20 protein-coding genes and 1 riboswitch are annotated in these 23,850 nt (G+C 69.0%); of the genes, 9 read left to right on the plus strand and 11 right to left on the minus strand.

What is annotated here, in order from left to right; genetic code table 11:
* The first annotated feature begins 33 nt into the window (after window positions 1-33).
* Window positions 34-696: a phosphoglycolate phosphatase gene (gene gph, locus ACLB90_RS12310; RefSeq protein ID WP_411849769.1), complete on the plus strand. Its 663-nt coding sequence runs from the start codon at window positions 34-36 to the stop codon at window positions 694-696.
* Window positions 697-784: 88 nt separating this feature from the next.
* Here the strand turns inward: gph and btuB are convergent, their stop codons facing one another.
* On the minus strand, window positions 785-2,626 hold the full coding sequence (gene btuB / locus ACLB90_RS12315; RefSeq protein WP_411849770.1) for a TonB-dependent vitamin B12 receptor: 1,842 nt from the start codon (window positions 2,624-2,626) through the stop codon (window positions 785-787).
* Window positions 2,627-2,692: 66 nt separating this feature from the next.
* A riboswitch (cobalamin riboswitch) is annotated at window positions 2,693-2,921 on the minus strand.
* 153 nt (window positions 2,922-3,074) lie between these two features.
* Here btuB and ACLB90_RS12320 point away from each other — a divergent pair.
* On the plus strand, window positions 3,075-3,653 hold the full coding sequence (locus ACLB90_RS12320; protein ID WP_411849771.1) for a histidine phosphatase family protein: 579 nt from the start codon (window positions 3,075-3,077) through the stop codon (window positions 3,651-3,653).
* On the opposite strand, the gene ACLB90_RS12325 is transcribed toward ACLB90_RS12320, so the two are convergent.
* Together ACLB90_RS12325 and ACLB90_RS12330 are read right to left on the minus strand one after the other, a co-directional pair.
* Window positions 3,650-3,985: a TfoX/Sxy family protein gene (locus tag ACLB90_RS12325; protein ID WP_411849772.1), complete on the minus strand. Its 336-nt coding sequence runs from the start codon at window positions 3,983-3,985 to the stop codon at window positions 3,650-3,652. The two genes, ACLB90_RS12320 and ACLB90_RS12325, sit on opposite strands and share 4 nt — an antisense overlap.
* Complete coding sequence (locus tag ACLB90_RS12330) at window positions 3,982-4,464, minus strand: GAF domain-containing protein (protein WP_411849773.1); 483 nt, start codon at window positions 4,462-4,464, stop codon at window positions 3,982-3,984. Before ACLB90_RS12330 ends, ACLB90_RS12325 begins: the two co-directional genes overlap by 4 nt.
* Window positions 4,465-4,581: 117 nt before the next feature.
* Here ACLB90_RS12330 and bioD point away from each other — a divergent pair, with 117 nt between their 5' ends.
* Window positions 4,582-5,265 (plus strand): dethiobiotin synthase, encoded by a 684-nt coding sequence (gene bioD, locus ACLB90_RS12335; RefSeq protein WP_411849774.1) that lies wholly within the window; start codon window positions 4,582-4,584, stop codon window positions 5,263-5,265.
* Here bioD and ACLB90_RS12340 read toward each other — a convergent pair whose 3' ends face one another.
* From ACLB90_RS12340 to msrB, 4 genes are all read right to left on the minus strand, one after another.
* Window positions 5,266-6,726, minus strand: a complete 1,461-nt coding sequence (locus ACLB90_RS12340) for a PLP-dependent aminotransferase family protein (RefSeq protein WP_411849775.1) — start codon at window positions 6,724-6,726, stop codon at window positions 5,266-5,268. It lies immediately after the preceding gene.
* A 147-nt stretch (window positions 6,727-6,873) separates the two neighbouring features.
* A complete protein-coding gene (gene msrA, locus ACLB90_RS12345; protein WP_411849776.1) occupies window positions 6,874-7,608 on the minus strand; it encodes a peptide-methionine (S)-S-oxide reductase MsrA in 735 nt (244 codons plus the stop codon).
* A gap of 15 nt (window positions 7,609-7,623) precedes the next feature.
* Entirely contained in the window at window positions 7,624-9,399 is a 1,776-nt protein-coding gene (locus ACLB90_RS12350) for a cytochrome c biogenesis protein DipZ (RefSeq protein ID WP_411849777.1), read from the minus strand.
* 47 nt (window positions 9,400-9,446) lie between these two features.
* Window positions 9,447-9,977 carry a peptide-methionine (R)-S-oxide reductase MsrB gene (msrB, locus tag ACLB90_RS12355; protein WP_411849778.1) on the minus strand — a complete coding sequence of 177 codons (531 nt, stop codon included), beginning with the start codon at window positions 9,975-9,977 and terminating at the stop codon, window positions 9,447-9,449.
* A gap of 147 nt (window positions 9,978-10,124) precedes the next feature.
* Here msrB and ACLB90_RS12360 point away from each other — a divergent pair, with 147 nt between their 5' ends.
* Both ACLB90_RS12360 and ACLB90_RS12365 read left to right on the plus strand, forming a co-directional pair.
* On the plus strand, window positions 10,125-10,847 hold the full coding sequence (locus ACLB90_RS12360; protein WP_411852752.1) for a response regulator transcription factor: 723 nt from the start codon (window positions 10,125-10,127) through the stop codon (window positions 10,845-10,847).
* The gene (locus ACLB90_RS12365) at window positions 10,844-12,316 is read left to right on the plus strand and encodes an ATP-binding protein (protein ID WP_411849779.1); all 1,473 of its coding nucleotides are present in this window, start codon (window positions 10,844-10,846) and stop codon (window positions 12,314-12,316) included. Before ACLB90_RS12360 ends, ACLB90_RS12365 begins: the two co-directional genes overlap by 4 nt.
* 9 nt (window positions 12,317-12,325) lie before the next feature.
* Here the strand turns inward: ACLB90_RS12365 and ACLB90_RS12370 are convergent, their stop codons facing one another.
* Complete coding sequence (locus ACLB90_RS12370; RefSeq protein ID WP_411849780.1) at window positions 12,326-13,693, minus strand: sensor histidine kinase; 1,368 nt, start codon at window positions 13,691-13,693, stop codon at window positions 12,326-12,328.
* A complete protein-coding gene (locus ACLB90_RS12375; RefSeq protein ID WP_411849781.1) occupies window positions 13,684-14,373 on the minus strand; it encodes a winged helix-turn-helix domain-containing protein in 690 nt (229 codons plus the stop codon). Before ACLB90_RS12375 ends, ACLB90_RS12370 begins: the two co-directional genes overlap by 10 nt.
* Before the next feature lie 324 nt (window positions 14,374-14,697).
* Between ACLB90_RS12375 and ACLB90_RS12380 the strand changes: the two genes are divergently transcribed.
* Together ACLB90_RS12380 and ACLB90_RS12385 are read left to right on the plus strand one after the other, a co-directional pair.
* Window positions 14,698-15,309: a porin family protein gene (locus tag ACLB90_RS12380; protein WP_411849782.1), complete on the plus strand. Its 612-nt coding sequence runs from the start codon at window positions 14,698-14,700 to the stop codon at window positions 15,307-15,309.
* A 40-nt stretch (window positions 15,310-15,349) separates the two neighbouring features.
* The gene (locus tag ACLB90_RS12385) at window positions 15,350-17,275 is read left to right on the plus strand and encodes an asparagine synthetase B family protein (protein ID WP_411849783.1); all 1,926 of its coding nucleotides are present in this window, start codon (window positions 15,350-15,352) and stop codon (window positions 17,273-17,275) included.
* A 170-nt stretch (window positions 17,276-17,445) separates the two neighbouring features.
* On the opposite strand, the gene ACLB90_RS12390 is transcribed toward ACLB90_RS12385, so the two are convergent.
* Entirely contained in the window at window positions 17,446-17,793 is a 348-nt protein-coding gene (locus tag ACLB90_RS12390) for a phasin family protein (RefSeq protein ID WP_411849784.1), read from the minus strand.
* A gap of 188 nt (window positions 17,794-17,981) precedes the next feature.
* Window positions 17,982-18,335 carry a 6-carboxytetrahydropterin synthase QueD gene (gene queD, locus ACLB90_RS12395; RefSeq protein WP_411849785.1) on the minus strand — a complete coding sequence of 118 codons (354 nt, stop codon included), beginning with the start codon at window positions 18,333-18,335 and terminating at the stop codon, window positions 17,982-17,984.
* Window positions 18,336-18,524: 189 nt separating this feature from the next.
* Here queD and ACLB90_RS12400 point away from each other — a divergent pair, with 189 nt between their 5' ends.
* Together ACLB90_RS12400 and ACLB90_RS12405 are read left to right on the plus strand one after the other, a co-directional pair.
* Window positions 18,525-21,179: a TonB-dependent receptor gene (locus tag ACLB90_RS12400; protein ID WP_411852753.1), complete on the plus strand. Its 2,655-nt coding sequence runs from the start codon at window positions 18,525-18,527 to the stop codon at window positions 21,177-21,179.
* A 60-nt stretch (window positions 21,180-21,239) separates the two neighbouring features.
* Entirely contained in the window at window positions 21,240-23,822 is a 2,583-nt protein-coding gene (locus tag ACLB90_RS12405; RefSeq protein ID WP_411849786.1) for a M14 family zinc carboxypeptidase, read from the plus strand.
* Window positions 23,823-23,850: the final 28 nt, after the last annotated feature.

Consider the following 23,850-nt stretch of genomic DNA (forward strand, 5'->3'; position numbering starts at 1 on the left):
TGACGCTCCCACGTCGTTGAAGTGAGCTGCGCCTTGTCGTATCCGTATCCGTTGGTGGTGTTCGATCTGGATGGCACGCTGGTGGACAGTGCGGCCGATATCGCTGAAGCGCTGAACCGCACGCTGCAGGACGCGCAGTTGCCGCGCGTGCCCGAGGCCACGGTGCTGACCTGGATCGGTGATGGCGTGCGCCGGCTGGTGGAGCAGGCCTTCACTGCGGCGGGCAGCGATGCCGATCTGGACGCGGTCATGCCCGGTTTCATGCGCCATTACGAGGCCTGCCTGCTGCGCAGCCCGCGTCTGTTCGACGGCGTCGAAGCGGCGTTGCACGCCCTGCGCGACCGCAACGTGACGCTGGCGATCTGCACCAACAAGCCGTCGGCGCTGGTGGCGCCCCTGCTGCGACATTTCGGGCTGCAGGATCTGTTCGCGCTGGTGCTGGGCGGTGATTCGCTGGCCGAGCGCAAGCCCAGCGGCGTGCCGTTGCGGCATATCGCCGCCCACTTCGGGCTGGCGCCGCAGGCGGCGCTGATGGTGGGCGATTCGATCACGGATTACCGTGCCGCCGTGGATGCGGGCATGCCGGTGGCGCTGGTGCGTTACGGCTATCCGCGCGGGCTGGACCTGGATACGGTCGAGGCGGTGGCCGTGGTGGATGATCTGCGCGATCTGCCGGGGTTGTCCGGGCAAGGCTGATGGACGTGCCGACCAACGGTCGGCACCCACCGGTTGCACGCCGGCACCCACCGGTTGAAGACGGCGGCGGTGCCGCCGTCCTGGTGCCTTACCTGGGCTGGTAGCGCACGCTCAGGCGGTACTCGCGGCCGGGCTGGTTGTACCAGGCCACCGTTTCGTAGTCGCGGTCGAACAGATTGCTCACCCGGCCAAGCACGGACCAGTCGCGGCTGATCGCGTACTCCAGGCGCAGGTCGACGGTGCCATAGCCGCCCAGGCGCACGCTGTTGGCGGCATCGTCATAGCGCTTGCCCGCCCCATTGGCAGTAACGCCTGCACGGAAGTCGCCGAAGCGGCGGTCGATGTCCAGGCGCGCGGTGTTCTGCGCACGGCGCGCCAGCCAGTTGTCGAACTGCGCGCTGCCGTCGGTGCGGTTGCGCGGATCGGTGTGGCTGAGCTGGGCGCTGATATCGACGCCGGCCACGGTGATGGCACCGGTCAGCTCGGCACCGCGGATGCGCGCCTTCTCCACCTGCGACATCATGAAGGTGGTGGCGTCGTAGGTGATCAGGTCGTCGATGCGGGTCTCATACACATCCAGGCCCCAGCGCCAGCCATCGCCCTGCTGGGCAATGCCGACGTTGGCGCTCTTGGACGTTTCCGGGTCCAGCGTCGGCACGCCGCTCCACGGGTCGTACAGGTCGCTGAAGGTCGGTGCCTTGAACGCGGTGCCGTAACTGGCGTTGAGGCGGAAGCCGCTACCCAGTTCCATGCCCCAGCCGAGGCTGCCGGTGGTGTGGTTGCCGAACTGCTCGTTGTCGTCGTTGCGCACGCTGGCCTGCAGGTGGTGCGCGCCGAAGCGGCCCTGGTACTGCACGAACACGCCGGTGTTGTCGCGGCTGTCGACAAGGTAGCCGGCGCTGCTGCCGTCCAGGTTGTCCTGGCTCCAGTCCACGCCGGCGCTGAGCAGCTGGCCCTCGGCCACGCCGATGTCGGCCTGCACCGATGCGCTGTCGCGGTGGGTCTGCGCCGCGCCCAGCCAGGTGCTGCCGTTGTAGTTCTGCGACTCGTTGTCGGCACGGCCGGCACTGACGGTCAGGTTGAAGCGCCCGCCCGGGGTGTAGCGCACCTTGCCGCCCAGCACCTGCTGCAGCGTTTCCGAATAGTTGTAGTAGCCGTCGTAGTGGTTCTCGCCTTCGGCGCGCAGCGCGGTGCCTTCCACGTTCCAGGCATCACTCAGCGCGTAGCCGCCGCGCAGGCTCATCGACAGGTTGCGGTAGCCGTCGCGGTCGGGCTCGTTGGCGCCGCAGCCGGCGAACGTGATCGGGTTGCCGCGGCAGGCATTGATGCCGTCGGTGTGCTGGTAGGCGATATCGGTGCCGAACCAGCCGCGCTCGCCGCTGCCGCCGAAGCCGCCACTGGCCTCGCGCAGGCCGTTGCTGCCGCCGCCCAGCTGCAGGTGCGGAGCGAACTGGCCGGCGTTGCGACGGGTGAAGATCTGGATCACGCCACCGATCGCGTCGGCGCCGTACAGGCTGGACTGCGGCCCGCGCACGATCTCCACGCGCTCGATCTGCGCCAGCGGCATGTCCTGCAGCATGGCCAGGCCGAGATCGCCGGTGTTGATGCGCACGCCGTCCACCAGCACCAGCGTGTGGGCCGAGTTGGTGCCGCGCAGGAACAGCGAGCTCTGCTTGCCAAGGCCGCCGCTGTTGTTGAGGTTGATGCCGGCGCGGCCGCGCAGCAGATCCTGCAGCGACGGCGCCTGGCTGCGCTCGATCTCCGCGCGGTCGATCACCTGCGCGGGCGAGATGCTGTCCTGCAGGGCGATCGGCGTACGCGTGGCGGTGACCAGGACCTGGTCGAGCGCGGTCGCGTCGTCCTGGGCGGCGGCCACCAGCGGCAGGGCCGACAGCACGGCCAGGGAAAGGATTCGGGTTTGCAGCTTCATCGTGTACTCCGGGTGCCGCGCACGCCCGCGCGGCAAAGGGTGGGGAGGGCCGCAACGCAAGGCGTTGCAATCCATCGTCTTCCAGGCCGGTCTCCGGACTTGCGGGTGGATGGCGTCGCCATCCCTCCAGGCGCCTTCCCATGCCGAAGCACAGTGGCGTACTGCCTGGAGTCTCCACGCTTACCGTTGCGGGGGCAGTGCCGGACTGGCGGACAGGCTGTGCCTGACGCGTCACCGGCTTCCCGTTTCAACCTGCCGGCATGCGCCGCAGGTCACCTGAAAGTGGGCGAAGTCTAAGCCATCGGCCCGGGGCGATGGGACGCAGCGGTTAGAATGCGCCTCGCCTTTTCGATGTGATCCTCATGATCCCACTGTGGTTGCAGCACCCGTGCGCGGACGCCCGTGAACTCCACCGGCCCACCGCAGCACGGGATACAGGGGGCGGTGCGTGATCCTCGACCTGATCCGCCACGCCAGCACCGGCCGCGACGACCACCTGGATGGCCGCACCGATCCCCCGCTGGACACGGACAGCACGCTGGCCCTGTGCGAGCGCTACGCGCCGCTGTCCTGGCAGCGCGTGCTGAGCTCACCGCGCACGCGTGCGCTGGCCACTGCCGAGGCGCTGGCGCTGCCGCGCGCGGTGCAGGTGGAGCCGGACGAAGAGTGGGAAGAGCTGGACTTCGGTGACTGGGACGGCGTGGCGCTGGAGGCGCTGCCGATGGAGGCGGTGTCGGCCTTCCACCTGGACCCGCACGCCAACCCGCCGCCGCATGGCGAAAGCTGGGGCCATTTCGAGCGCCGCATCGCGCGCGGCCTGCACCGCCTGCTGGATGACCCCGATCCGGTGCCGACCGTGATCGTCAGCCACGGCGGCCCGTTGCGGATGGTGCTGTCGCAGGTGTGCGGCCTGCCGATGGCGATGTGCTGGGCATTGCGCATCGACCACGGCACGCGGCTGCAGCTGCGCGTGGAGCGTGACGAGGACCGGCTGTGGGGCGAACTGCTGGAACTGCAGCAACCCTAGCGCTCGTCCTCATCCTCCTGCTGTTCGGGCGTGCGGTCGTAGACCGGCCCGGACGCCGGTGGCGCCTTCTTCAACGGGTTGTCGGCGATGATCGCGTCGTAGGCGGCAACCAGTTCAATCCGGCGCGCCTCCGGCAGTTCCTGCCAATGGCAGTCCTGCAGCGCGCCTTCCAGCGAGTACAGCAGGTTGAGGCTGGGCTTGAAGCCGGCGCGCTTGACCTTCACGAACGCGCCCACCGCACCGGCGGCGATCAGATCTTCCGGGGTGCGCAGCCCGACCTGACGCAGCCAGGCTGCGCTCTTGGGGCCGATGTTGCGCAGCTTGGCGCTCATCCCAGCGCCTCGACGAACACCGCGGCGATCGCTTCCAGACCGGCCTGGTCCTCGGCGTCGAAGCGGGCCAGCGACGGGCTGTCCAGGTCGAACACGCCGATCAGCGTGTCGCCCTTGACCAGCGGCACCACCAGCTCCGAGCGCGAGGCCGAATCGCAGGCGATGTGGCCGGGGAAGGCGTCCACGTCCTCGATCCGCTGCGTACGCCGCTGCGTGGCGGCCGCGCCGCACACGCCCTTGTCCAACGGAATGCGCACGCAGGCCGGCAGGCCCTGGAACGGCCCGACCACCAGTTCGGTGCCGTCGTAGAAGTAGAAGCCGACCCAGTTCAGGTGGGGCAGCGCGTGGTAGACCAGCGCCGACAGGTTGGCCGCATTGGCGATCCGGTCGCGCTCGCCGTGCACCAGGGCGCGCGCCTGGGCCAGCAGCTGGCCGTACTGTTCCGGCTTGCTGCCGGTAAGCGTGGAAGTATCGAACATGCCCGCAGTCTAGCAAGCAGGGCCGTCGCCTGCGCCGGGCCCGGTGCAACGCAGCGGTGCGCCGTCGCGGCGGGCGGCGGCAGGCCGATAATGGGCGCTTTCCTCCCGGAGCCGTCCATGTCCCTGCCTGTGTCGTTGCCCGCTGCCCTGTACGTGACCGGTACCGATACCGGGATCGGCAAGACCTTCAGCAGCTGCGTGCTGCTGCATGCGCTGCGCCAGCGTGGCCGGCGCGCGGTGGGAATGAAGCCGGTGGCCAGCGGCTGCACCCGCACCGCCGAGGGCCTGCGCAACGAGGACGCGACCGCGCTGCTGGCGGCCAGCGACCCGGCGCCGGCCTATGCCGATCTCAACCCGTTCGCGCTCGAGCAGCCGCTGGCACCGGAGATTGCCGCGGCCGAGGCCGGCGTGACGCTGTCGCTGGGCCCGATCGAAACAGCGTTCGCCCGCCTGCGCGCCGCTGCCGACATCGTGGTGGTGGAAGGGGTGGGGGGCTGGTTGGCGCCGCTGTCGGGCACGCTCGACCAGGCCGATCTGGTGCACGCCCTGCGGCTGCCGGTGGTCATGGTGGTCGGCCTGCGGCTGGGGTGCCTCAACCACGCGCGCCTGACCGCCGCCGCGATCCAGGCCAGCGGCGCCACCTGCATCGGCTGGATCGCCAACGAGGTGGATCCGTCGATGGCGCGCCGCGACGAGAACATGGCGCTGCTGCGCGCGCGCCTGGCGATGCCGTGCTGGGGTCGCCTGCCGTACGCCCCGGCGGCCGATCCGGCCACGTTGGCCGCCCGGCTGGCCGTCTAGCTAGCGGCGGGCGGCCGCCTGCAGGGTGCAGGCGATCCGGCCGAGCGTGGCGATTGCACCGACGTAGCGCTCATCCAGTTCCTGGCAGCACGACAGGCGCAGGCAGTGGCGGTAGCGCGCACCGCGTGAATACACCTGGCCAGGCATGAACACCACGCCTTCGGCCAACGCCAGGTCGAACAGCGCCCCGGCGTCGATGCCGGCCGGCAGTTCCACCCACAGCAGGAAGCCGCCGGTCGGCTGGGTGGCACGGGTGCCGGCCGGGAAATGCTGGGCGATCAGGCTGCGCACGCGGCCGACCTGCTCGCTGTAGAGCCGCCGCAACCCACGCAGGTGGTGCTCGTAGCTCCCCGCCTCCAGGAACGCGGCGACCGCTTCGCCGAGCAGGCGCGGTTCGGCGCCCGTGGACTGGAACTTGAGCAGTTGGATGTCCGCCGCGAAGCGACCGCCGTCCAGCCACCCGATCCGGTAGTCGGGCGCGAGCGTCTTGGAGAAACTGCTGCACACCATCACCCAGCCGTCGTCGTCGAAGGCCTTGAGCAGCGGCGCGAGCGGTTCCTGGTACTGCAGCTCGGCGTACACCGCATCTTCGATCAGCGGGATGCGGAACTGGTTGACCAGGGCGGCCAGCCGCTGCTTGGCCGCCACCGGCATGGTGCAGCCCAGCGGGTTGTGCACGCTCGGCATCGCCACGATCGCCGCCAGCGCGCGGTGCTGCAGTTGGGCCTCCACCGCATCCACGTCCAGGCCCTGGCGCGGATCGGTGGGCAGTTCGATCGCCTTCAGTCCCAGGCTGCCCAGCAGCGGGTACAGATTGAAATACGAGGGCGCTTCGATACCCACGGCATCACCGGGCCGCGTCACCGCGCGCAACGCCAGCTGCAGTGCTTCCATCGCGCCGTGGGTCAGCACCAGCCGCTCCACGCTGGTGTGCAGCCCCAGCCGTGGCCCACGCCGCACGATCTGCTCCAGCAGCCGCTTTGCCGCGTTGGGCCGCGCATAGGTTTCAACCATGTCCGCCGAGCGCCGCAGTACCTGCGCGGTGCTGCGCGCCAGCTTCGCACCGGGATAGAAGCGCTTGCCACGCGGGCCGGCAAAGGCCAGGTCGACGATGCCGGGCTGCTGCTGCGCAGCCAGTACGCGGGCCATCATCACCTGCTGCGCCGGGGCGGTGGCCAGTGAGGGCGCCTGGCGCAGCGAGCGGGTGGGCTCGGGCAGGCGTGGGCTGACCACGAAGCCGGCCTTCGGTCGCGGCATCACCAGCCCCGCATCCTCCAGTTGGCGGTACGCGGCGATCACCGTGTTGAGGCTGAGCTTGCGCTGTGCGGCCAGGCCGCGCAGCGACGGCAGGCGTGCGCCGGCCGGCAATCGGCCGGTGTGGATCGCATCGGCCATTTCATCGGCCAGGGATTGGTAGAGGTTGGCTGCCATGCTGGCTCGTCCGCAGGAATCTGTATCCATGCGGATGCCCCGGTTCTGGTGCTGTATCCGCTGGTCCGCGCAGCCTAGCATGGCCTGGCCAGCCCGGCGGGACCGCCCGCCGCGCCATCCCGGACTTCCCTCGCGCACGGCGGTGCGGTGTTTCGCCGTGCGCTTTTTTCTGGTCCGTCACCGCGCCGAAAGCGTCGATACCAGCCGCGGCGTGTCGCGGTACAGCGCCGGATACTGGCGCTTCAGGGCGTCCACCTTGGGCAGGTCGTTGATGCGGATGTACAGCGACTCCGGGTGCAGGGTGAGGTAGTTCTGGTGGTAGTCCTCGGCCGCGAAGAAGCGCTTGCCGCCATCGACCTGGGTCACCACCGGCGCGGCCCACACCTTGGCGCGCTGCAACTGCGCGATGTAGGCACGGGTCGCGTCGCGCTGGGCGGCGTCGTCGATATAGACGGCCGAGCGGTACTGGGTGCCCTGGTCCGGACCCTGCCGGTTGAGCTGGGTGGGGTCGTGCACCACCGAGAAGAACACCTGCATCAGCTGCGCATAGCTCACCTGGCTGGGGTCATAGGTGACCTGCACCGCCTCGGCATGGCCGGTGGTGCCGCTGCCCACGCGCGCATAGCTGGCCGTGCCTGCATTGCCGCCGATATAGCCGGACACCGCGTTGTTGACGCCCTTGATGTGCTGGAACACACCCTGCACGCCCCAGAAGCAGCCGCCGGCGAACACCACCTGCGCACGCGTGCTGCCCGGTTGCGGCACGTTGGCGGGCCCGCTGGGGGCCGGCACGCTGACCATCGCGGCCGCCGCATGCGCGGGACGATCCAGGCTGACCACGGCGGTCACGGTCAACGCCGCAATGACCGCGGCAATGCTGCCGGCCACCAGTTTGTCGATACTGAGCTTCATCGAAGGCCTCCCGGCTCAACCGAAGGTGAAGGCGTAGGCGTGTACGCCCGGATCGAGGAACTCGATCTCGAAGGTGCGTTCACGCACATCGCCGGATTGGCGGATCAACTGGTACAGACGGTGCTCGCCGACCTGGCCGCTGCCATCGGCGGACACGTCGCCGCCGGCCGCCGCGCCCGGCGGCTGCCCATCCAGGCGCACGCGGTAGCGCACCGGTTTGCCGTCCTGCCCCGGGGCCAGCACCAGGTGCAGGTCGCGCGCGTGGAAGCGGAACGCGATGCGGCCCCCGGCGTGCGCCAGCTGCGCGTCCTCATCGCCTACCGTCCAGCGCCCGCCCAGCGCCCACTGGTTGAGCGCCAGCGCGGCCGGTACCTGGTAATCGGCAGGACGGTCGGGCTGCTGGCCGCCCGGTGAGGCGAAGTGCTCGGCGCGCGCGTGGCCGAGGTAGGTCTCCGGCGACTTGAGGTTGCGCATGTCGGCCTGGCGCTCCACGCCTTCGCGTGCCGAGGCGGCCATCGCCATTGCCGGTGCCGGCTCGCCGGGCAGGGTATTGCCGGCCTCGCGCAGCAGCTGGCGGATGATCTGCTCGGACTGCGCGTAGTTGCCTTCGCCGAAGTGGTGCGCGCGGATGCGGCCCTGTGCATCGATGAAGTAGTGCGCCGGCCAGTAACGGTTGTTGAAGCCGCGCCAGATCGCGAACTCGTTGTCGATCGCCACCGGATAGGTGACCTGCAGGTCCTTGACCGCGCGCTGCACGTTGCCGAGGTTGCGCTCGAACGCGAACTCGGGGGCATGCACGCCGATCACCACCAGCCCGTGGTCGCGGTAGCGCTCGGCCCAGTCGCGCACATACGGCAGGGCGCGCAGGCAGTTGATGCACGAGTAGGTCCAGAAATCGACCAGCACCACCTTGCCGCGCAGCGCCGGCCCGTCCAGCGGCGGGCTGTTGAGCCAGCCGGTGGCACCGGCGAGTGACGGCAGGGTGCCTTCCACCGGCAGGGCGCCTCCGGCTGCCTGATCCGCTGCCTGCATCATCATCGACCCGCCCGCCGGCGCTGCCTCTGCCGGCAAGGCATCCAGCAGGCCCTGTTCCAGGCGTGCGGTGCTGACCGTGGACAACCGGGTCAGCACCCCGGTATCCCAGCCCATCGCGATGGCCACCACCGCCAGCAGCGCGGCGATGCCCAGCCCGCGCCGGACCCACTCGCCCACGCCGAGGCGCTGCTTGAGGGCAGTGAACACGCGTCCGCCGATCCAGATCGCCAGCGCCAGCGACGTGGCTGCGCCCAGCGCGTAGGCCAGCAGCAGGCCGCTGGTGCCCACACTGGCACCCTGCAGCGCCGCGCCGGTCAGGATCAGGCCCAGGATCGGGCCGGCGCACGGCGCCCACAGCAGGCCGGTGGCCACGCCGATCAGCAGCGAGGTGCCGACCCCGCCACGCCCGGCATCGCTGGCCGCGTCGGCCGACGCGCTGAGGCGCACACCGAGGCGCTGGAACGGCGACAGCAGGCGGTTGGCCAGGGCGGGCCAGAGGAGCGCCACGGCGAACACCGCCATCACCACCAGCGCGATCCAGCGGCCCACCTGGTTGGCCTGGGCCACCCATTGGCTGCCCACCGCGGCCAGGCTGGCGACCACCGCGAACATCAGCGCCATGCCGATCAGCAGCGGCAGGCCACTGCGCAGGAACGGGCGGTCGGAGCGGGCGAACACGAACGGCAGCACCGGCAGGATGCAGGGGCTGAGGATGGTCAGTACGCCGCCCAGGTAGGCCAGCACAAGCAGGAGCATCGGACGTTCCTTTCAGAAGAAGGGGAAGGCGGGACAGCAGCGCGGCATCAGGTGGGGTCCACCGTGCCGTCGCGGCGCGGCACGAACTGCATCGCCACGCCGTTCATGCAGTAGCGCAGGCCGGTCGGGCGCGGGCCGTCATCGAAGACGTGGCCGAGGTGTCCCCCACAGCGACGGCAATGCGCTTCCACGCGCACCATGCCGAAGGTGGTATCGCGATCCTCACCCACCGCATCGTGCAGCGGCGCCCAGAAGCTGGGCCAGCCGGTGCCACTGTCGAACTTGGTGGACGAGGAGAACAACGGCAGCGCACAGCCGGCGCAGGTGAAGGTGCCGCGCCGGTGTTCCTTGTTGAGCGGGCTGCTGAAAGGACGTTCGGTGCTTTGCCGGCGCAGCACCGCGTACTGGGCCGGGGTGAGCTGCGCCTGCCATTGCGCATCGGTGCGCATCACCTCGAACGGGCGCACGGCCGCGGCCGGTGCGGCCGGTGCGGGCCCGCTGCAGGCGGTGAGGCCGAACAGGCCGGCAGCGGCCGCCATGCCGCCCATGCCGAGCACATTGCGACGGGAGTAACGCATGGCCGATCTCCGGGTAGGGATACGATGCGGCCATGCTGCGCCCGGCCCGGTCAACGAATCCTCACGCAGGGTTAAATTTTCCGTGACACATTCAGGTCCGGATCGGCCGACAATGCGGCCATGTCCCTTGCCGATCGTCCCGTGCCGATGAGCAGCGCCAAGCGTGTCCTGATCGTGGAAGACGATGTCCACATCGCCAACCTGCTGCGCATGCACCTGCGCGATGAAGGGTATGACGTCACCCATGCGGCCACCGGCGACGAAGGCCTGGCGCTGCTCGAGGCGCAGCCGTGGAGCGCGCTGGTGCTGGACCTGATGCTGCCGGGCGTGGACGGCCTGGAGATCTGCAAGCGCGCGCGTGCGATGGCGCGCTATACCCCGATCATCATCACCAGTGCGCGGGCCAGCGAAGTGCATCGCATCCTCGGGCTGGAGCTGGGGGCGGATGACTATCTGGCCAAGCCCTTCTCGATGCTGGAGCTGGTGGCGCGGGTGAAGGCGCTGCTGCGCCGGGTGGAGGCGATGGCGCAGAACGCCCGCATCGACGCCGGCGAACTGGACGTGGCCGGCATCCGCATCGATCCGGTCGCGCGCACCGCGCAGCTGGAGGGCCGGGCGCTGGAGCTGACCCCGCGCGAGTTCGACCTGCTGTACTTCTTCGCCCGGCATCCGGGCCAGGTGTACTCGCGCATGGATTTGCTCAACCAGGTCTGGGGCTACCAGCACGACGGCTACGAACACACCGTCAACACCCACATCAACCGCCTGCGCAACAAGATCGAACGCGACCCGGCCACGCCGCAGCGCATCCAGACGGTGTGGGGGCGCGGCTACAAACTGGTCGACGGCAGCGACGAGGCGTCGGCATGATCCGCCTGACCCTCTCCCAGCGCCTGTCGGTGGTGTTCTGCGCGCTGCTGCTGGTGTGCTGCGCGGCACTGGTGATGATCCAGATGCGCAGCACCGCGGTACACGAGCAGGAAACCGTGCAGCGGCTGTCGCGCGGCCTGGCCGAGCACATCGCGCGCAGCGGCGAGCTGATGGATGCGCGCGGCATGCGCGGTGGCGAGGTGCGCGCGCTGTTCGGCAAATTGATGGCGGTCAATCCGAGCGTGGAGGTGTACCTGCTCGACGACCAGGGCCGCATCCTCGGCCACGATGCGCCTGATGGCCATCTCAAGCGCAGCCGCGTGGATCTGGCGCCGGTGCGCGCGCTGCTGCGCGACGAACCGCTGCCGATCCTCGGCGACGACCCGCGCAGCGCAACCGGGCGCAAGGTGTTCAATGCCGCGCCGTTGTGGGTGCAGGGGCGCCAGGCCGGCTACATCTACGTGGTGCTGGTCGGCGAGCAGCGCGAGGCGCTGGCCGCCAACATCGCGGCCAACGCCACGCTGCGCACCACGCTGTGGTCGCTGGCGATCGTGGCGCTGGTCGGCCTGCTGGCCGGCGTGGTGGCGTTCCGCTGGGTCACCCGCCCGCTGCGCCAGCTGACGCGGCGTATCCAGGCGTTCGACGTTGACGGCGCGGCGCCCGGCACGGTGCCCCCGCCGACCCCGTTGCGCGCAGGTGAGCGCGACGAACTGGCCATCCTCCAGCACAGTTTCGGGCACATGGCCCAGCGGCTGGGCGAGCAGTGGCAGCAGCTGCGCCAGCAGGACCTGCAGCGGCGCGAGCTGGTTGCCAACATCTCCCACGATCTGCGCACGCCGCTGTCGTCGCTGCATGGCTACCTGGAAACGCTGGCATTGAAGGACGCCACGCTCGGCGCCGACGAGCGCCAGCGCTACCTCGGCATCGCGCTGGCGCAGAGCCGCAAGGTGGGTGCGCTGGCCCAGGCCCTGTTCGAACTGGCCCGCCTGGAGCACGGTGGGGTCACGCTGGACCTGCAGGCATTTTCGCTTCCGGACCTCCTCCAGGACGTGTTCCAGAAATTCGAACTGTCCGCGCAGGCGCGCCGGCAGACACTGACTGCCGACATACCGCCCGGGCTGCCGGCGGTGGTGGGCGACCTGGGCCTGATCGAACGCGTGTTGACCAACCTGCTCGACAACGCGATCCGCCACACCCCCGAAGGCGGCCGCATCGAGGTGGTGCTGCGGGCCCAGGACGGCGAGGTGCGGGTGAGCATTGCCGACACCGGCCCCGGCATTCCCATCGAGCGCCGCCAGACGCTGTTCACCACGCCGCCTGCGCTGGGCAGTGCACGCCCGGACAGTGGCGGGCTGGGTCTGTTGATCGTGCACCGTATCCTGCAGCTGCATCAGCGCGACATCCACCTGCTCGACAGCCGCGAAGGCGCGGTGTTCGCCTTCACGCTGCCGGCCGCGCCGGTACGCTGAGCGCACCGGCTACAGCGGCAGCAGGATGCGGAACCGCGCGCCGCCCAAGGGGGAGTCGATCACGTCGGCGCTGCCGTCGTGCTTCTCGGCGATCACCTGCACGATCGCCAGACCCAGGCCGAAGCCCTCGGTGTGCGGCTGCAGTTGGACATACGGCTGGAACACCCGTTCGCGCGCGCTGGCAGCCACGCCGGGACCGTCGTCATCCACGGTCAGCGCCAGCCAGCCGCCGCTGTACTCCACGCCCAGCTGCACGCGGCTCCGCGCGTGGCGCAGCGCATTGCCCAGCAGGTTGCGCAGGGCAAGCTGCAGCGCAGCGCGGTTGGCGCGGACCGTGCAGACCCCGCTGCCGCGCAGGCAGACCGTCACCGTGGGCGGTATGGCGGTGGTAGTGCGCAGCTGCTGGAACAACCCGCGTACGTCGATGGCATCGCAGTCGATGCGCTGCATGCGGCCGATCCGCGAGTAGTCGATGCCGGCCTCGGCCAGTTGTTCAAGCCGCAGCACATCGCCAAGGATCCCGTCGAGCATCCGCTCGCGTTCGTGCCCGTTGTCGGTGTCGCGCAGAATCTCCACCGCAAAACGCATCCGTGCCAGCGGGGTGCGGATCTCGTGGGCCACCGCGTTGGAGAGGATGCGTTGGCCCTCCAGCAGCGTCTGCAGCCGCGTGGACAGCGCACGCAGCGCGTCCTGCAGCGGACGTGCCAACCGCGTGCGCACACCTGGAATGGCCGCCTGCGTCGGCCCCTCGCGCAGGGTGCGGGCGGCGCCGCCCAGCGCATACACGTCGGCCCAGACGCGATAGACCAGGAAGTACAGCGGCAGGGCGATGGCCAGGATGCTGTTGAGCAGCAGCAGAACCAGGTCGGCCACCCGCGCCGCCGTCAGCTGCCAGTGCACGTCGCGCTCGGGATAGTCCAGCAGGTCGCCCAGCACCACGGCCTGATCGGTCCCTGCCAGGCGCGCGTAGGTCCTGCGCGTGTCCGGCACCACCACCAGCGTGCCGCCGTGCAGTGCCGCGCGCTCCGCGGCGCTCAGTCCGGCGCCCGCCTCCCGCAGCGTCTGCAGCGTGATGGGGTAGGCGAAGCTGCGTTGCAGCCGTTGGATCTCGGCTGGCCACTGTGTCTGTGGCATGCCGGCAAAACGGTCCTGCAGCAGGTGATGGGTCCCTCGAACGTGGGCCCGCCAGTAACCGGCGTCCTCCTCGTGGTCGTCCACGAACGACATCTGCGGCGACAGCCAGATGCCGACGATGAGCAGCAACAGGTACACCAGCACGAAGGGCAGGCAGTAGCCGAGAAACACCCGGAAGTGCCCGGCCGGGCGCAATGCCGGCGTATCGCCGTCGGGCGGGGGCGCGGGACGGTTCAGTCCCATGCGCCGCGATTGAACAGGTAGCCGCGGCCGCGGACGGCCTTGATCCGCTGCGCCGGCTCCTGGTCGTCGCCCAGCTTGCGGCGCAGTCGCGACACGCGCGCATCGATGGAGCGGTCGGCACCATCGAAGCTGATCCCCCGCAGCGACTGGAACAGGTCCTCGCGGCTGAAGATGCGCCCGGCGCCCTCGGCAAGCACCAGCAGCAGGTCGAACTCGGCGCTGGTCAGCGGCACCCGTGCATCGTGGAGATGCACTTCGCGGCTGCCGCGGTCGATGCGCAGCCGCCCAACGCTCAGGGCGCTCTGCTCCTGCCGCGCCGGCGACTGGCGGCGCAGGTGGGCGCGCAGCCGGGCCAGCAGCACCCGCGGTTCGATCGGTTTGCCGATGTAGTCATCGGCACCCAGTTCCAGCCCCAGCACCTGGTCGATGTCGTCATTGCGTGCGGTCAGCATGCAGATCACCCCCGCGTAGCGTGGACGCAGGGTGCGGCAGATGTCGAAGCCATCGCGGCCGGGCAGGGTGACATCCAGCAGTACGGCTGCCGGCGTGTGCGCCAGCACGGTCGCCTCGGCCTGTGCACCGTCGGCTTCCAGCACGACGCGGTAACCGTGCCGCTCCAGATAGTGGGCGATCAACGCGCCGAGGCGCTCGTCATCCTCGACCACAACGATATCGATCATAGGCAAGCTCCTGCCGCCGCCACGCGGGGTGGCGGATCGCGGCCGATCTTGCGGTCGGCAGCGCCTGCGCGGCAAGCCGCCCGCCGTTCAGTGGCGGCGTGGAGATGCACGCAGCGCCGTGTGCAGGCCGATGCGGGCGTGTGGCGCGATCCGCAGGCGTGTCGCAATCCGGCCGCATGGCCACGGCGGTGCATGTCGCAAGCGGCGTGCGGTTACAGACGGTTACCCAGCACGCCGGCACGGTTGCAGAACGCCGACGAATTCGCTGCTGAACGGCCGGCGTGGCGTGGCCAACATGGTGTCACCCAACCAAGGAGTGGAACCATGCGCATGCAACGCTTTCCCGCACTGACCGCCTGCCTGGCGCTGGCGACGCTCAGCGCACCGGCGCTGGCACACGACCGCGAAGGCGCCTATGTGTTTGCCGGCATCGGTGCGGCCAACACCGAATGGAAAACCAAGGCCGCCGCAACGCCGGCCGGCCAGCCGCGTACGACCCGCGACGGTACTGCCAGTTATCAGCTCGGCGCGGGCTATCGCTTCGGCGACTACGTTGGCGTGGAGGTCGGCTTTACCGACATGGTCGGGAAGGTGCGGCGGGAAGGCGTTGGCACCGTGGACGGCATGTCGCTCGGCGTGGGGGTGGTGGGTTATCTGCCGATCGGCACGCGGCTGGAGGCGTTCGCCAAAGCCGGGGTGGGTACGACCCGCTACCGGGTGCAATCGGACATTGGCCGCGCCGCGCCACGCGCGGTGCGTGCGACCAGCACTGCGCTGCTGGTTGGGGTGGGGGCGAACTACCACGTCAACAGCACATTGGCGTTGCGGCTGGAAGCCTCGGCGCTGGGTGCATCCGGCAAGGGATTGCGCGATGCCATCGACGCCGACGCGCTGGCCACCGGGCAGTGGACGGTCGGGCTCAACTATCGGTTCTGACCGCAGCGAGGATGGACATGGGGCACCGGATGCGACGGACATGAGCGGGTTGTGTGGTGTGGTGGACCGCAGCGGGATCGATGCGGGGGCGCAGCTGCGTGGGCTGCACGGCATGACCGGGCGCCGGCCCCGCAGTGGTCCGGGCGATACCCGGCACTACCTCGACGCTGCCGCTGGCGTGGGGATGGGGTACTGCGGCGCGGCGCGTGCCGCCGGGCCGCCGCTGCCGTCGGCATGCGGTCGTTTCGTGCTCAGCCTGGACGGTACGCTGTGCAATCGCATCGATCTCCTGCGTGCGCTGCAACTGGATCCGGACGGCATGGCCGACGACGCGGCGCTGATCCTCCACGCCGTTGCCAGATGGGGCATCCGACGCGGCCTGCTGCATTGCCGTGGCGCGTTCGCGCTGGCCCTGTGGGATGCCCGGGAGGGCACGCTGTGGCTGGTGCGCGACCCCGTGGGGCAGCGGCCGCTGTATTACGGCTGGAATGAAGGGCTGTTCCTGTTCGGTTCGGACCTCACCACGATGTTCGGTCACCCGACGTTCCGTGCCGGGGTGGACCGCGACGCGCTGACCCTGTTGCTGCGCTACGGCTATGTGCCGGCACCGCACTGCATCCTGCAGGGGGTATTCAAGCTCGCACCCGGCCATGCACTGCATCTGGATGCAGGCGCGCTGGCGGCCGGCGCCGCGGCGCACCGTCCGCAGGAGGCCGCCCGCCGCTACTGGTGCCCACGCAACGGGATCGAGACCGCCAAGGCCCGCGTGGCGCCACCGCAGCGCAACCTGGCGGCGGCGAGTGGCGCGCTGGACAGCGTGCTGCGCAGCGCGGTTGCCGCTGCCAGTCCCGCGCGTGGCCGGGTTGCCGCTTTTCTTTCCGGCGGCACCGATTCATCGGTGGTGGCCGCGCTGGCGCAGACGCAGAGCGCCGTGCCGATCGACACCTTCACACTGGGATTCACCGACCCCGGCCATGACGAGCGGCGCTGGGCCAGCCTGGTCGCCCGCCGGTTGGGCACCCACCATACCGAGCATGTGATGCGGGCCAGCGACGTGCTGGACCATGTACCTGCATTGCCGCAGGTATGGAGCGAGCCGTTTGCGGACGCCTCGCAGCTGCCGACGATGCTGGCCAGTGCGCTGGTGGCCCGGCACGTGCCCGTCGCCCTGACCGGCGATGGGGGCGACGAGCTGTTCCACGGCCACGCCAGCTACACCCGGGCAATCCGCAATGCGCGCTGGACCCGGCAGTTGCCCCCGCCGCTGCGCCGGCGGCTGGGTGCCTGGCAGGCCGCCGATCCGGAGCGTGCGCGGTTGGGTGGGCTGGCCGCCGTGACCGCGGAATCGGCGGCCCGGACGGTGGAAGGGCACTACCTGCTCCGGGTGTCGCGCTGGCGCGACCCGGCCCGGGTCGTCCGTGCGGGCCGGGAACCGACCACGTGCTTCACCGACCCTGCGCAATGGCTGCGTACCGGCAGCGATGCCGATCGCGTGCGCTATCTGGATTTCAGGATGGATCTGGGCGAGGGCGTGTTGACCAAGGTCGACCGCGCTGCCCGCGCGGCCGGTCTGGATACGCGTGCCCCGCTGCTGGATATGGACGTGATCCGGTTGGCCTGGTCGCTGCCCGATGCGCTCAAGTACGCCGGTGGCATGCACAAGCGCGTGCTCAAGGCGGTACTGCGCCAGCACCTGCCCGATGCGCTGGTGGATCGCCCCAAACGCGGCTTTGGTCCACCGCTGGCGAGGTGGCTGGCGGGTCCGTTGCGGCCCTGGGCCGAGGACCTGCTCGATCCGGTACGGCTGCAGCGGGAAGGTCACTTCGAGGTGCGCATCGTGCGCGACATGTGGCAGGACTTCTGTGCCGGCCAGCGGAAATGGCATACCCACCTGTGGCCGATCCTGATGTTCCAGGCGTGGTACGCGCACTATCAGGCTGCGCTGACGGCGCGGCCGCCGCAGTGATCCACCCTCCAGAGGAGACCCGCCACAACAGGGTCTTCAATGCCCCGAGTGCCAGGCCGCCCCCGTTGGCCGCGCGCTACGGCCAAAAAAAGACCCGACAGAGGGAGGGTTCTGTCGGGTCTGGGATTGCGTGGGGGGAGGGACCCACGCAAATTCGATGTCGATGTGGTTCAGCGGCGGCCGGTACCGGCCTGGCCTGCGAACGGTTGCCGTGCCAGTTCGCCGAAGGCCTCGGAGGCTTTCAGCCCCAGGCCAACCACTTCCTGGTGGGCGCTGGCCCAGCGCGCGAGGTTGTCGCGGGCCAGTTGGGCGCCCTTGGGCAACAGCGTGCCCGGTTCCTGTGACTGCACGATTTCACCGAAGAACCCGCTGGTGGCGGTGATGCTCTTCTCCAGCGTCTTCAACTGCACGCCGAACATGCTTTCGGCATTCTCCAGCGCGAGCCGGTTGGCACGCGTGGCCGTGGCGGCCAGCTGGCGGGTGTAGTCGCTGAAGGAATCGGTGAACGCGGACGTCATGGCAGGACGGCTCGAGAACGTTGATGCAATGCAGCATACGCCGAATTTATTGCGATGCAACAAATTCCTGCCCGTTGTGGTCCGGTTTCAGTGAAACCACTTACGGATCAATGGGTTGTGTTGCCGATTGCGGTGTTCATCGGGCGGGTAGCCGGCCAGTGGCCGGCATTGCTGCCGCGTTGCAGGCCTCAACCGCGGTAGCGGCAGCCCGAGGTGCAGGTCTCGTGCACGGTCACTTCGCTGAGCTGGGGCAGCGCCGGCTTGAGCTGGTCCCAGATCCAGATCGCCAGCCGTTCGCTGGTCGGGTTGTCCAGGCCGGGGATGTCGTTGAGGTAGTGATGGTCCAGGCGGTCGTAAATCGGCTGGAACGCGGCTTTGATGTCGCCGAAATCCATGATCCAGCCGGTGTGTTCGCCCGGCTCGCCTTCCACCTTCAGCTCAACACGGAAGGAATGGCCATGCAGGCGCGCGCACTTGTGGCCCGGCGGCACGTTGGGGAGGCGGTGCGCGGCCTCGAGGGTGAAGACTTTGAAGATTTCCATGTGCCCATTGTACTGGCCCGGCCACCCGCCGGTTGGGGCCCGCGCGACGGCCTATGCTCACAAAAACATTTCCATCCGGATGAAGAGATGTTAGTTTCTCTTATATCCGTATGAAGAGATGTTATTGGCTGCTGCCCGGCCAGGCATGGACTACTGCGGAACTTGTCGTCCACCACCCCACTGAAGTTCATGCCCAAGCACACTCTTCTTGTAGCGGCTCTTTCCGCTGCACTGGCCACGCCTTTGCCTGCGCTGGCGCTTTCCTCCGCCGATACCGCCGCTGCCGATGCCGCCGGCGAAAGCACGACCCTCGCCGCGGTGCGGGTCACCGGCTCCAACATCAAACGTACCGACACCGAAAGCGCCAACCCGGTGCAGGTGATCGACCGCCAGCAGCTGGAGGAGACCGGCAAGGCCACCGTCGCCGACCTGCTGCGCTCGATCTCGGCCAACACCGGCAATGCCAACAACGAAACCACCAACAACGGCTGGGCGTCCGGCTCGGCCGGCATCGGCCTGCGCGGCCTGTCGCAGAAGAACACGCTGGTGCTGCTCAACGGGCGCCGCCTGGCCAACTACGGCTTCCCGGCCGGTGGCCTGTCAGACACCTTCGTCAACCTCAACGCGCTGCCGCTGGTGGCGGTGGAACGCATCGAAGTGCTCAAGGACGGTGCCTCGGCGGTGTACGGCTCCGACGCGGTAGCCGGCGTGGTCAACATCATCACCCGGCAGAACTTCCAGGGCGCCGAACTCGGTGGCAGCCTCGGCACGGCCGATCAGGGCGGGCTGGACGAGCAGAACCTGAAGTTCATCGGCGGCATCGGCGATCTCGACACCGATGGCTACAACATCCTGGTGAGCCTGGAAGGCTACAACCGCGAACGTCTTGACCAGGACCAGCGCGACCTGACGAAGTCCGGCATCTATACCGACAAGCCCGGCGGCCGCTGGAACGGCTGGTCGGCCAAGGGGGCGCGCTACCTGATCAACGGTGCCTCGGTGCCGATGCTCGATGCCAACGGCAACTGCCCCGACGGCACCACGCTGGTCGCCAGCGCGCCGATCGACGGCCTTGCCGGCAACACCTGCGGCTTCAACCAGGCGCCGTACACCACGCTGATTCCGTCCACCAAGCGCTACCAGGCGTACGTCAACGGCACCTTCCGCGTGAGCGATTCCGTCGAAGCCTTCGGCGAAGTGCTGTACAGCGACATCAAGGGCGTCTCCTGGTTCGGCAGCAGCCCGTTCTTCACCCTGGAAAGCGGCCGCTTCGCACTCAATGCCGATACCGGCCTGGCCGAGCCGGTGTCGTCCAACCTGCCCGCCAGCAGCCCGTACAACCCGTACGGCCGTGCGGTGCCGATCGAGTACACCTTCTTCAACCTTGGGCCGACCATCAAGACCAACCGGTCGCAGGCCTACCGTGGCCTGGTCGGGTTGCGCGGCAGCCTGCAGAACTGGGACTGGGAAGTGGGCGCGTTCGGCGCACGCAGCAGCGAACGCGAAACCGTCTCCGGCGGCTTCGCCAACCGCTATGCGCTGGCTGCGGCACTGGCCGATGGCAGCTACAACCTGCTCAACCCGGCGGCAACCGCTCCGGACGTGCTCAACGCCATCAACATCAGCACGCTGCGGCCGGCCGAATCGGTGCTGCAGGGCGTGGACGCCAAGATTTCCGGTGCGCTCGGCCACACCTGGGCCGGCGAGATCGGCTTCGCCGCCGGTGCCGAGTGGCGCCGCGAGAAGCTCGACTCCAACAACCCGTGGCAGATCGATGCCGGCCTGCAGATCCGCCCGGCCATCGCCGAGGTCCACGGCGAGCGCAAGGTCACCGCGGCCTATGCCGAGGTCAATGTGCCGTTGGCCGAGCGCCTGGAACTGCAGGCCGCCGCGCGTGCCGACCACTACAGCGATTTCGGCGATGCGTTCTCACCCAAGCTGAGCCTGCGCTGGCAGCCGTGGGACATCCTGCTGGTGCGTGCCGCCGCCTCGAAGGGCTTCCGGGCGCCGTCGCTGTCGGAGAACTCCAACAGCACCAGCATCGCCTACGGCAGCGTGATCGACCCGCGCGATCCGGACGTGCCGGGCTCGCGCCAGAACCCGACCTTCTTCACCGTCGGCAACAGCGATCTCAAGCCCGAACGCACCAAGAGCTTCAACGCCGGCATCGTGCTGTCGCCGTGGTCCAACACCAGCCTGAGCGTGGACTACTACCGCATCGAGCTGGAAAACCTGGTGGGCACCAACAACACCCAGACCCTGGTGACCGACAACGTGCCCGGCGCGGTACTGCGCGATGAGCGCGGCAAGCTGCTGGCGGTGTACAACCGCTACCAGAACCTGAGCGAACTGAAGACCTCCGGCTTCGACGTGGAACTGCGCCAGCGCTTCCCGACCGAACGCGCCGGCGACTTCGCGCTCAGCAGCGGCTTCACCCACGTGCGCAACTACAGCCGCCCCACCGTGGTCGGTGGGCCGCTGGTGGACTACGCCGGCAGCAACCTGGGCGCCACGCTGCCCAAGAACAAGGCCACCACCACCCTGGACTGGAGCTACGGCGACATCCGCACCGCGCTGACCTGGTACTACACCAGTGGCTACGACCAGAAGGCCAGCGCAGCGGCCACCGCCGTGCAGGGGCGTGTCGATGCCTACAGCCAGTTCGATCTGTACCTGGCCTACACCGGGCTGGAGAAGCTGACCCTGTACGCCAAGATCCAGAACCTGGCGGATGAGGAACCGCCGTACGACGCCTCCTTCCCGGGTATCCGCGCGCCGTACGACTTCAGCCAGTACGACCTGCGCGGGCGTTACTTCACGGTCGGCTTCGACTACCGCTTCTAACCACGTCCGTATCCACCGGGGCCGGCATCCACGCCGGCCCCCGTTTCATGGGGAACCGCTGTGTCTTTGCATCGTGTCGTGTCGCGTCCCATCGCCTGGCTGGTGGGATCGTTGTGGTTGCTGGCTGCGCCAGCGTTCGCGCAGAGCGCGTACTTCTTTCCGCAGGGCGGTGATTTCGATCCGTCCATTCCCACGCCGCAGCAGTTCCTCGGTTATGAGATCGGCAGCCGGTACACCCGCCACGACCAGCTCGTGGCCTACTTCGACGAACTCGCCCGGCACTCGGACAGGATCAAGGTCGAGCGCATCGGCAGCAGTTACGAAGGCCGCCCGCTGCTGATCGCCACGGTGACATCGGCGCAGAACCAGCAGCAGCTCGAAGCGCTGCGCCGCCAGCACGTCACCCTGGCCGATCCGGCCCAGCCGCTGTCGGCCGCCGGCAACAGCCCGGTGGTGGTCTGGCTGGGCTACAGCGTGCATGGCAATGAAACCTCCAGCGGCGAGGCGGCGCTGCTGACCGCGTACTACCTGGTGGCCAACCGCAGCGCGGATACCGCGCAGTGGCTGGACCGGGCGGTGGTGCTGTTCGATCCCGCGCAGAACCCCGACGGACGCGACCGCGCGGCAAGCTGGCACAACGCCTACGCATCGTCGCCGGCATCGGCCGACCCTGCCGACAAGGAACACGTCGAACCGTTCCCGCAGGGACGTACCAACCACTATTTCACCGACCTCAACCGCGATTGGCTGGCGCTTACCCAGCAGGATACGCGGCCGAAGATCGCCTACTTCCACCGCTGGTATCCCAACGTCCAGATCGACTTCCACGAGATGGGCAAAGACAGCACCTACTACTTCGAGCCGTCGCCGGCGAGCATGCACAGCCCGCTGATCCCGGCCGCGTCGTATGCGTTCAACAGGACCCTGGCCAAATACCACGCGCAGGCGCTGGATGCGCTGGGCTCGCTTTACTACACCGGCGAGAACTTCGACAACTTCTCCCCGGTGTATGGCTCCACCTATCCGGACTTCCACGGGGCGGTCGGGGTGACGGTCGAGCAGGCCAGCTCGCGCGGGCGCGTGCAGGAGTCGGTCAACGGCCTGTTGACGTTCCCCTTCACCATCCGCAACCAGGTGGCGACCGGCCTGGGCACGATCCGTGGCGCGGTCACCGAGCGTGATGGGCTGCTCGCGCTGCAGAAGGACTTCTTCCAGTCCGCGCTGAAGCAGGCGGGCCAGCAGCCGGTGAAGGCATTCGTGTTCGGCGACGCGCATGATCCGGGCCTGACCGCCCGGCTGCTCGACCTGCTGCTGCAGCACCAGATCACCGTGCAGCCGCTGACCGCGGCGGTGACCGTCGATGGCCAGCGCTTCACGCCCGGCAGTGCGTACGTGGTGCCGACCGCACAGCCCCAGTTCCGCCTCGTGCATTCGATCTTCGCCGACACCCCGCCGATCAAGGGCGATGTGTTCTATGGCAGCACCTCCTACGCCATTGCCCCGGCGTACGGGCTGGCGTTCGCCGGCAGCCGCAGCCGCGTCGATGGCGGTCCGCGCATCACGGCGGTGGCGCCGGCACAGGGCGATGTGCGCGGTGGCCAGGCCGGCTTTGCCTACGTGCTGGACTGGCGCGACTACAACGCCAGCCAGGCGCTGTACGCGCTGCAGGCACGCGGGCTGAAGACGCGTGCCGCGTTCCAGCCGTTCAGCGCGGCCACCGCCGACGGTGAGCAGTCGTTCGCGCGCGGCAGCGTGGTGATTCCGGTCGCGGGCCAGCCGCTGGCCGGTGCCGACCTGCTGGCGGCGGTCGAGCAGGTCGCCCGCGACAGCGGTGTGCGTCTGTATGCGCTGGCCAGTGGCCAGAGCCGCAGCGGCATCGACCTGGGCAGCGACAGCGTGAAGTCGCTGCGCACGCCGGCGGTCGCCCTGGTGATGGGCGAGGGCGTCAGTGCCACCGAGATCGGCTCGGCGTGGTTCCTGCTCGACCAGCAGGTGCGGCTGCCGGCCAGCAAGCTGGACCCGGTCCAGCTGGGCAAAGTGTCGTTGGACCGCTACACCACGATCGTGCTCGCCGGCGGCACCTATGCCGGTGTCGACGCGGCCGCGGTGGCTGCGCTGAAGCGCTGGATCAACGCCGGCGGATCGCTGGTCACCTACGGCAGCGCCGCACGCTGGGCGATCGAGCAGAAGCTCGCCGACGAAGTGCTGGGCGAGGAAGAGACGCAGCCGGACGCCTCCCGCCGAGCGTTCGGCGACCAGCGCGACATCGCCGCGATCGAGCGGGTGAGCGGCAACATCCTCAGTGCTGACGTGGATACCAGTCATCCGCTGGGCTTCGGCGTGCCGCGCACGCAGCTGGCGGTCAACAAGGAAAATGGCATCAGCTTCAAGCCGAGCCGCAATCCGTTCTCCACCGTGGTGCGCATCGATGCCACGCCGCGCGTCAACGGCTATCTGTCCGCCGCCAACCGCAGTCGCGTGGCGGGCTCGGCATGGCTGCTGGTCTCGCCGCAGGGGCAGGGCAACGTGGTCCTGTTCGCTGACGATCCGGCGCACCGCAAGTACTGGCACGGCACCGAGCGACTGCTGTTGAACGCCATCTTCTTCGGCAACCAGCTCAACCCGACCAAGCAACGCGGGTAGAGCCGGGCTCTGCCCGGCTGCTCTCCAT

The organism is Stenotrophomonas sp. LGBM10 (assembly GCF_046736075.1).
GTDB lineage: Bacteria > Pseudomonadota > Gammaproteobacteria > Xanthomonadales > Xanthomonadaceae > Stenotrophomonas.

Bases quoted from the DNA above. Each gene is read 5' to 3' on its own strand.
- btuB (WP_411849770.1), bottom strand. From the start codon at position 2,626: ATGAAGCTGCAAACCCGAATCCTTTCCCTGGCCGTGCTGTCGGCCCTG.
- ACLB90_RS12325 (WP_411849772.1), bottom strand. From the start codon at position 3,985: ATGAGCGCCAAGCTGCGCAACATCGGCCCCAAGAGCGCAGCCTGGCTG.
- ACLB90_RS12330 (WP_411849773.1), bottom strand. From the start codon at position 4,464: ATGTTCGATACTTCCACGCTTACCGGCAGCAAGCCGGAACAGTACGGC.
- bioD (WP_411849774.1), top strand. From the start codon at position 4,582: ATGTCCCTGCCTGTGTCGTTGCCCGCTGCCCTGTACGTGACCGGTACC.
- ACLB90_RS12340 (WP_411849775.1), bottom strand. From the start codon at position 6,726: ATGGATACAGATTCCTGCGGACGAGCCAGCATGGCAGCCAACCTCTAC.
- msrA (WP_411849776.1), bottom strand. From the start codon at position 7,608: ATGAAGCTCAGTATCGACAAACTGGTGGCCGGCAGCATTGCCGCGGTC.
- ACLB90_RS12350 (WP_411849777.1), bottom strand. From the start codon at position 9,399: ATGCTCCTGCTTGTGCTGGCCTACCTGGGCGGCGTACTGACCATCCTC.
- msrB (WP_411849778.1), bottom strand. From the start codon at position 9,977: ATGCGTTACTCCCGTCGCAATGTGCTCGGCATGGGCGGCATGGCGGCC.
- ACLB90_RS12360 (WP_411852752.1), top strand. From the start codon at position 10,125: ATGAGCAGCGCCAAGCGTGTCCTGATCGTGGAAGACGATGTCCACATC.
- ACLB90_RS12365 (WP_411849779.1), top strand. From the start codon at position 10,844: ATGATCCGCCTGACCCTCTCCCAGCGCCTGTCGGTGGTGTTCTGCGCG.
- ACLB90_RS12370 (WP_411849780.1), bottom strand. From the start codon at position 13,693: ATGGGACTGAACCGTCCCGCGCCCCCGCCCGACGGCGATACGCCGGCA.
- ACLB90_RS12375 (WP_411849781.1), bottom strand. From the start codon at position 14,373: ATGATCGATATCGTTGTGGTCGAGGATGACGAGCGCCTCGGCGCGTTG.
- ACLB90_RS12380 (WP_411849782.1), top strand. From the start codon at position 14,698: ATGCGCATGCAACGCTTTCCCGCACTGACCGCCTGCCTGGCGCTGGCG.
- ACLB90_RS12385 (WP_411849783.1), top strand. From the start codon at position 15,350: ATGAGCGGGTTGTGTGGTGTGGTGGACCGCAGCGGGATCGATGCGGGG.
- ACLB90_RS12390 (WP_411849784.1), bottom strand. From the start codon at position 17,793: ATGACGTCCGCGTTCACCGATTCCTTCAGCGACTACACCCGCCAGCTG.
- queD (WP_411849785.1), bottom strand. From the start codon at position 18,335: ATGGAAATCTTCAAAGTCTTCACCCTCGAGGCCGCGCACCGCCTCCCC.
- ACLB90_RS12400 (WP_411852753.1), top strand. From the start codon at position 18,525: ATGCCCAAGCACACTCTTCTTGTAGCGGCTCTTTCCGCTGCACTGGCC.